This window comes from Nakamurella leprariae (assembly GCF_016918035.1).
Taxonomy (GTDB): domain Bacteria; phylum Actinomycetota; class Actinomycetes; order Mycobacteriales; family Nakamurellaceae; genus Nakamurella; species Nakamurella leprariae.
This window is the reverse complement of record NZ_JAERWK010000009.1, coordinates 1-7,321: the sequence shown is the minus strand read 5'-3', so window position 1 is coordinate 7,321 and position 7,321 is coordinate 1. Positions and strand designations below refer to the sequence as shown.

At 73.4% G+C, this 7,321-nt stretch carries 6 protein-coding genes; 3 read left to right on the top strand and 3 right to left on the bottom strand.

Features of this window, described 5'->3' with window-relative positions:
• Together JL106_RS07540 and lpdA are read right to left on the bottom strand one after the other, a co-directional pair.
• Positions 1 to 1,105: biotin/lipoyl-containing protein (locus JL106_RS07540; RefSeq protein WP_205260100.1), on the bottom strand; the 1,105-nt coding region annotated here is incomplete at its 3' end.
• A gap of 158 nt (positions 1,106 to 1,263) precedes the next feature.
• The gene (lpdA, locus tag JL106_RS07535) at positions 1,264 to 2,640 is read right to left on the bottom strand and encodes a dihydrolipoyl dehydrogenase (RefSeq protein WP_205260099.1); all 1,377 of its coding nucleotides are present in this window, start codon (positions 2,638 to 2,640) and stop codon (positions 1,264 to 1,266) included.
• 274 nt (positions 2,641 to 2,914) lie between these two features.
• On the opposite strand from lpdA, the gene JL106_RS07530 reads away from it, so the two are divergent.
• Positions 2,915 to 3,262, top strand: coding sequence for an oxidoreductase (locus JL106_RS07530; RefSeq protein ID WP_205260098.1), 348 nt, complete (start codon positions 2,915 to 2,917; stop codon positions 3,260 to 3,262).
• A 29-nt stretch (positions 3,263 to 3,291) separates the two neighbouring features.
• Here the strand turns inward: JL106_RS07530 and JL106_RS07525 are convergent, their stop codons facing one another.
• Positions 3,292 to 4,836, bottom strand: coding sequence for a leucyl aminopeptidase (locus tag JL106_RS07525; RefSeq protein ID WP_205260097.1), 1,545 nt, complete (start codon positions 4,834 to 4,836; stop codon positions 3,292 to 3,294).
• Positions 4,837 to 4,890: 54 nt separating this feature from the next.
• Between JL106_RS07525 and gcvT the strand changes: the two genes are divergently transcribed.
• Both gcvT and JL106_RS07515 read left to right on the top strand, forming a co-directional pair.
• The gene (gene gcvT, locus JL106_RS07520) at positions 4,891 to 6,027 is read left to right on the top strand and encodes a glycine cleavage system aminomethyltransferase GcvT (protein WP_236007097.1); all 1,137 of its coding nucleotides are present in this window, start codon (positions 4,891 to 4,893) and stop codon (positions 6,025 to 6,027) included.
• Positions 6,028 to 6,094: 67 nt separating this feature from the next.
• Positions 6,095 to 7,198, top strand: a complete 1,104-nt coding sequence (locus JL106_RS07515) for a branched-chain amino acid aminotransferase (protein ID WP_205260096.1) — start codon at positions 6,095 to 6,097, stop codon at positions 7,196 to 7,198.
• Positions 7,199 to 7,321 lie beyond the last annotated feature (123 nt).

The window sequence follows — 7,321 nt, the reverse complement described above, 5'->3', positions numbered from 1 at the left end:
TGCGGCTCCGCGCGCGGGCCGCGGCCCGGGGCGCCCCCGCCCCCCCCGCGCGGGGGGGGGCGGGCGCCGCCGCCGGAGCGGAGGGGGCAGCGGCCGGCGCGGAAGCCGCCGCCTTGGCCGCCTCACCGGCGGCCTGGACGTCCTCGCGCCGGATGCGGCCACCGACTCCGGTGCCGGACACGGTCGACAGGTCGACGCCCAGGTCGGCGGCCAGCTTGCGGATGACCGGGGTCACGTAGGCGGTGGTGCCGCCGGACGGAACGGCTGGAGCCGACGGGGCCGGCGCGGCGGCCGGAGCCGGTTGCGCGGGGGCCGCAGCGGCCGGGGCCGGGGGCGTGGGGGCAGGAGCAGCGGCCTGCTCCTGCTTCGGCTCGTCCTTGGGCGCCGTGCCCGAGTCCTGGGTCTCCTCGGCCTGGGCCGCGACCGGGTCGGGCTCGGGGGCGGCGGCCGGGGCACTGCCCGGGGTGCCGATGACGGCGAGCTGGCCGCCCACCTCGACGGTCTCGTCCTCGCCGACCGAGATCTCCAGCAGCACGCCGGCGATCGGCGACGGCACCTCGGTGTCGACCTTGTCGGTGGACACCTCGAGCAGCGGCTCGTCGACGGCGACCTCGTCCCCGACGGCCTTGAGCCAGCGGGTGACGGTGCCCTCGGTGACGGATTCGCCCATCGCGGGCAGGGTCACCGGGGTGCCCTGGCCGCTGGACCCACCGGTGCCGGCGGTCGGCTTCTCGGCCGGGACGTCGGTGTCGGGGGACGGTGCCTCGGGGGCGTTGCCCGCGTCGGACGGCAGCGGGGCGGTCTCCGGCTCCGGCTGGGGTTCCGGTTCCGGTTCCGGCTCGGCACCGGCGTCGGCACCGCCACCGGAGCCGTCGCCGATCACGGCGAGCTCGGCGCCGATGTCGACCGTCTCGTCCTCCCCGACGATGATCCGCTCCAGCACCCCGGCGACGGGCGACGGGATCTCGGTGTCGACCTTGTCGGTGGAAACCTCCAGCAACGGCTCGTCGGCCTCCACCCGATCGCCGACGTTCTTCAGCCAGCGGGTGACGGTGCCTTCGGTGACGCTCTCACCGAGAGCAGGCATCGTGACGGATTGCGACATCGGTACTCCTGCCTTGAGGTGCCTGTCGGCGTCCGGACCAATGACGGAGCCGAGCTGACCTTGAACCATGGGGTGGACGGGACTGCGGGGACGAGCCGGAGGTGACGCGGAACAGCGTGCGGGCCCGGCCCGGGTTCTCCGGACCGCGCGCCGCGGGGTCAGTCGTGGACGTGCAACGGCTTCCCGGCCATCGCGAGCATCGTCTCGCCCAGCGCCTCGTACTGCGACGGGTGCCCGTGGATCAGGGGGGCGACGTCCTCGGGCAGCGCTTCCCAGTTGACGATCAGCTGCGCCTCACCGATGAGCTCGCCGACGCGGGCGCCGACCATGTGCACACCCACCACCGGGCCGTCCTTCACCCGGACCGCCTTGATGCCGCCGGCCGTCTTGAGGATCTGCGACTTGCCGTTGCCGCCGAGGTCGTAGACGTAGGACTCGACGTTGTCGGCGCCGTGGATCTCCTTGGCCTTGGCCTCGGTGAGCCCGACGGAGGCGACGTTGGGGTCGCAGTAGGTGATCTTCGGGATGTTCGCGTCGTCGACCACGGTGGGGTTCAGGCCGGCGATCTCCTCGGCCACGAAGATGCCCTGCTGGAACCCGCGGTGGGCCAGCTGCAGACCGGGGACGATGTCGCCGACGGCGTACACGTTCGGCAGGTTGGTGCGCAGCCGCTCGTCGGTGATGACGAATCCGCGGTCCATGGTCACGCCGGCTTCCTCGTACCCGCAGCCGGCGGTGTTGGGGCCGCGGCCGACGGCCACCAGCATGAGGTCGGCCTTGAGCTCGGTGCCGTCCTCGAGCTTCACGGTCACGCCGGAGTCGTCCTGGCTGACCTCGGAGAACCGGACGCCGGTCTTGAAGTTGATCTTGCGACGACGGAAGGCCCGCTCGAGCAGCTTGGCTGCCCACGGGTCCTCGGCGGGGACCAGGCTCGGCAGCGCCTCGACGATGGTGACGTCGGTGCCGAAGGAGGCCCAGGTGGACGCGAACTCCACGCCGATGACTCCGCCGCCCAGCACGATGGCGGTCTGCGGCACCCATTCCAGGCTCAGCGCCTGGGTGGAGGTGATGACCCGGCCCTCGATGGCCAGGCCGGGCAGGCTGCGCGAGTACGAGCCGGTGGCCAGCACCACGTTCGTGCCGGTGTAGGTGTCGTCGCCGACGACCACCGAGCGCGGCCCGACGAAGCGGCCCTCGCCCTCGACGACCTGGATGTTCCGCGACTTGATGAGTCCCTGCAGGCCTTTGTAGAGCCGGTTGATGACGCCGTCCTTGTACTTCAGCAGCGCGGCCGGGTCGATGCCGTCGAACGTCGACTTGACGCCGATCGACGCGCCCTCGCGGGCCTCGTCCGCCACCTCGGCCGCGTGCAGCAGCGTCTTGGCCGGCACACAGCCCCAGTGCAGGCAGGTGCCGCCCACCTTCTCCTTCTCGATGAGCACCACGGACGAACCCAGCTCAGCGGCGCGCAGAGCCGCCGCATACCCGCCGGACCCGCCGCCCAGTACCACCAGGTCGACGTTGGTCTCGCTCATCGATGAACTACTCCTCGCTCGTGGATCGAGTGGCCGTGCGGTCGCTCGTGGCTGTTGCTTCCCGGAGGCCCCGGACGCCGGGACGGTGGTCGACCCGGGGTGACCGGTCCGACCCGCTCGGCGCCACCGGCGTGCGATGCAGACCGGTGCCTCGCTGCGCCGTCCATCCTTGCACTGTCGACCGACAGTGGTGGGTGCGACCCCGACCACCCGGCCGCCGGGTCGTCGGCGCCGTCCCGAACGGTGGGACGGGCCTGTCCGGGACACTGTCCGGATGGGTCTGTTCTCCCGATTCCGCCGGCCGCGCCGTCCGCCCTCCCTCGCCCAGCCGTTGCCCCGGGCCGAACGCCAGGAGGCGCTGGAGCAGCTGGCCGGCTGGGTGGCCGGACGGCGCGGGGTCGAGGTGTACGTCGAGCCGGCCACCGCGGTCACCGGGGTGACCGTGCTGCTGGTGGCCCACGACGGGGAGTTCACCCGGCGCCGGGTCGGCACCACCGAGGTCGCCCGGGACTTCGCCCGAGAGCACCGGCTGCCCGTCTATGACGCGACCGTGGTCGGCTACCCGCAGCGGATGCGGGACTGGTCGCACCGGCAGCGGGCGGCGGAGCAGGACGGGCACTGACCGGCGCCCATCACGGCTGGGCGCCGGCGTCAGGCGGAGCCGGCCTCGTCGCGCAGCACGGCCAGCAGCGTCCGCACCGGGACGCCGGTCGCACCCTTGATCACGTACCCGTGGGGTCCGCCGTCGTGGAACGCGGGCCCGGCCACGTCCAGGTGCACCCACTGAGCGCCCGGCGGCATGAACTCGCGCAGGTAGTGGCCCGCCACCAGCATGCCGCCGGCGCGGTCGTTGGAGACGTTGGCCAGGTCGGCCAGGCTCGAGTCCAACCCCTCGCGCAGCTCCTCCGGCAACGGCATGGCCCACGCCGCCTCACCGGCACCGCGGGCCAGCTCGGCCACCCGGTCCCGCAGGGCGGCCGACCCCATGACGCCCATGGTCCGCTTGCCCAGCGCCACGATCTGCGCGCCGGTCAGCGTGCTCGTCTCGAGCACGACGTCGGGGGCGTCCTCGGCCGCCCGGGCCAGGGCATCGGCGAGCACCAGTCGTCCCTCGGCGTCGGTGTTCAGCACGTGCGAGGTGGTGCCGCCGTAGTGGCGGATGACGTCGCCGGGTCGGTACGCCGTGCCGGACGGCAGGTTCTCGGCCAGCGCGGCGTAGGCGACGACACCCAGCGGCAGCTCCAGCTGCGCGGCGGCGATCACGGTCGCGACGACCGCGGCGGCACCGGACATGTCCGAGGTCATGGCGTCCATCCCGGCCGCCGGCTTGATCGACAGGCCACCGGAGTCGAAGGTGATGCCCTTGCCGACCAGCGCCACGGTGCGGGTGGCGTCCTTCGGGGACCAGGAGATCCGGACCAGCCGCGGCGGTCGGCTCGAGCCCGAGCCGACGGCACTGATCCCGCCGTACCCACGGTCGCGGAGCTGGTGCTCGTCCAGCACCTCCACGGTGAGCCCGCGCACCGTGCCGGCGGCCGCCGACGCCCGCTCGGCGAACACCGCTGGGTACAGGTCGTTCGGGGCGGTGTTGACCAGGTCGCGGGCCATCAGCACGGCCTGCGCGGTGATCGCGGCGCGGCCCACCGTGGCGTCGGCGCCGGCGTCGGTCCCCGCGCCGGCCAGCAGCACCGTCTCCACCGGCGGCTTGGCCGGCTGCTTGTAGGTGGTGAAGACGTACCCGCCCAGCAGGTGCCCTTCGGCGGCGGCGGTGAGGTCGACGGCGCCCAGCGTCGACAGCACGGTGGCCGAGCCGACGGCCGCGCGGGAGGCGGCGCCGGCCGCGCGGCGCACCCGCTCGGCCAGGCCGGCACGCAGCACCGCCCCGTCGTCCGCCGGTGCGCCGGCCGGGGCGGTGTCGTCCGGACGGTCGGCGGCCTCGAGGGTTCCGACGTCCTGACCGGGCGCGGCGCCGAGCCCGGCGACCAGGATGCGGGTGGCCGCGGCGAGGCCGGTGCCGGGCAGGGCGGTGATCGTCCCAGGCTTGCCGGTGGCCCCGACGGTGGCGGCGGCAGCGACCACCGCGGCGTGGTCGGGGTCGACCGCGATCGGCGCGTCGGCGCCCTGGTACGCGCCCACCACCAGGGCGTCGACCGTGGTGGTCAGTGGTGCGTCATCCGTCAGTTGCACGCGGGTCATCGAGCGCCTCTTCCTCGTCCGGTCCGTCGGCGGCCCAGGCTACGGTCCAGGCTCATGGAACCTTCCGACGCCTCGGCCGCCGCGCTGCCCGCACCGCTGCTGCACTCGCCGCTGGACGCCCGTCACCGCACCTTGGGTGCCTCGATGACCGCGTTCGGCGGCTGGGAGATGCCCATCTCGTACGCCGGCTCCGGCGTGGTGGCGGAGCACACCGCCGTGCGCACGGCGGTCGGCGTCTTCGACGTCTCCCACCTGGGCAAGGTGCTGGTCAGCGGGCCGGGTGCGGCGGCGTTCCTCAACCGGTGCCTGACTGCGGACCTGGACCGGATCGGACCCGGCCAGGCGCAGTACACCCTCTGCTGCACCCCGTCCGGCGGGGTGCTGGACGACCTGATCGCCTACCGGGTGTCCGACGACGAGGTCTTCCTGGTCCCCAACGCCGCGAATTCGGCGTCGGTGGCCGCGGTGCTGGCCGCGGCGGCTCCGTCGCCGGTGCAGGTGATCGACCAGCACCGCGACTTCGGCGTGCTCGCCGTCCAGGGACCCGCCGCCGCCACCACGCTCGAACGACTCGGACTGCCGACGGACCTGCCGTACCTGGCGTTCGTCGACGCGCCCTGGACCGGGGGGACCGTGCGCATCTGCCGCACCGGCTACACCGGTGAGCACGGTTACGAGTTGCTCCCCGCCTGGGACGACGCACCCGCCCTCTTCGACGCCGTCCTCGCGGCGGCCGCGGAGTCCGGCGGCCGGGCTGCGGGCCTGGGCGCCCGCGACACGTTGCGCACCGAGATGGGGTACGCACTGCACGGTCAGGACCTGGGGCCGACCATCTCGCCGGTGCAGGCCCGCATCGGCTGGGCGGTGGGCTGGACCAAGCCGGAGTTCTTCGGCCGGGACGCGCTGCTGGCCGAGCGGGAGCGGGGACCGGGGCGCACGGCCCGGGGACTGGTCGCGACGGGCCGGGGAGTGCTGCGGGCGGATCTGGACGTCCTGGACGCGGACGGCGCGGTGATCGGCCGGACGACCTCCGGCACCTTCTCGCCCACCCTCGGCAAGGGGATCGCGCTGGCTCTGATCGACACCGCGACCGGGATCGCCGACGGCGCCGAGGTCCAGGTCGACGTGCGTGGGCGGCGCATCCCGGCGCAGCTCGGCAGGCCGCCGTTCGTGCCCTCCCACGTGCGGTGACACCGACCGACGCGGCTCCCCTGATCGCGATACTCGGGCGTCCGACTGCTGTACTACCGTACGTGCCATGAGCACGGCACCGACGCAGTTCACGGTCACCCGGTCCGACCATCCGCTCGACGACGAGCGCCGGGCGGAGATCCTGGCCGCCCCCGGCTTCGGGCGGTTCTTCACCGACCACATGGTGCTGATCGACCACTCACCCGAGCGCGGTTGGCACGACCCGCGGGTGGTGCCGTACGGGCCGCTGTCCCTGGACCCGGCGACCATGGTGCTGCACTACGGCCAGGAGATCTTCGAGGGTCTGAAGGCGTACGAGCAGCCCGACGGCAGCGTGGCCACCTTCCGGCCGCGGGCCAACGCCGCGCGGTTCAACCGGTCGGCCGACCGGCTCGGGATGGCCCGGCTGCCGGAGGAACTGTTCCTGCAGTCGCTGCGTGAGCTGATCACCGTGGACCGCGCGTGGGTCCCCACCGGCGGCGAGTCGTCGCTGTACTTCCGGCCGTTCATGATCGCCACCGAGGTCGGTCTGGGCGTGCGGCCGTCCGCGTCGTACACCTACTGCCTCATCGCCTCGCCGGCCGGTGCCTACTTCCCGCGCGGGGTGCACCCGGTGAGTGTCTGGTGGTCCACCGAGTACGTGCGGGCGGCACCGGGCGGCACCGGCGCGGCCAAGACCGGTGGCAACTACGCGGCCTCGCTCGCCGCCCAGGCCCAGGCCGCGGCGCAGGGCTGCGACCAGGTCGTCTGGCTGGATGCGGTGGAGCGCCGGTGGGTCGAGGAGATGGGCGGGATGAACCTGTTCTTCGTCTTCGGCGAGGGCGTCGACGCCGAGGTCGTCACCCCGGAGTTGTCGGGTTCGCTGTTGCCCGGCGTGACCCGCGACTCGCTGCTGACCCTGGCCCGCGAACTGGGACACCGGGTCGGCGAGCGTCGCATCTCGACGGAGGAGTGGGCCAAGGCCGTCGAGACCGGTGAGCTGACCGAGGTCTTCGCCTGTGGGACCGCGGCGGTCATCACACCCGTGGGGTCGGTCAAGCACGCCGAGGGCGGGTTCGAGATCGCCGGTGGACGACCGGGGGAGTTGACCATGGCGCTGCGCCGGGAGCTGACCGAACTGCAGTACGGGCGTCGGGCCGATCCACACGGCTGGATGGCCAAGCTCGACTGAGCAACCTATGAGGTTGAGGTCAAGTGCTGTGTTGGCTGGGTGATGGGTATGGGGGGTCGGCGGGGCGGCGTGTGCCTGCCTCGTTGATCAGGTTTGGTGTTGGACGGGGTCCTGGGCCCGTTC